Source organism: Shewanella hafniensis, from assembly GCF_019655335.1.
Lineage (GTDB): Bacteria > Pseudomonadota > Gammaproteobacteria > Enterobacterales > Shewanellaceae > Shewanella > Shewanella hafniensis.
Map to the genome: position 1 here is coordinate 1 of NZ_BPFD01000268.1, position 409 is coordinate 409.

The following is a 409-nucleotide window of genomic DNA, read 5'->3' on the forward strand; positions in this document are numbered from 1 at the left end:
CCGTAGCACTGTTATGTCGAGTAATGAGTGTAAGTAAATCAGGCTATTACGATTGGCATAAACGCCCTGCAAACGTGATAAGCCTTGAAACACTGAAGCTTTATCGCCTTGTTCGACAGTTATTTAAGCAAAGTCGAGGCAGCTTAGGGAATCGTGAAATGGTGAAAAAATTGCGCAAGGAAGGCTACCAGGTTGGTCGCTATCTCGTTCGTAAAATTATGCACCGCCTTCGACTCAAAGCAGCCCAGCGACGTGCTTACAAGGTGACTACGCAGCGGAAATACTCAGATGCAGTGGCAGATAACCTGTTAAACATGAACTTTAACCCAGTATCGGCTAATCAGGTTTGGGCGGGTGACGTGACCTATTTAAAGACGGGTGAAGGCTGGATGTATTTGGCTGTGGTGAT

1 protein-coding gene is annotated in these 409 nt (G+C 46.2%); it reads left to right on the plus strand.

The annotated features are described in order from the left end of the window. A partial coding sequence (locus tag K5Q99_RS22205; RefSeq protein ID WP_220778170.1) for an IS3 family transposase occupies positions 1 to 409 on the plus strand: 409 nt, incomplete at both ends.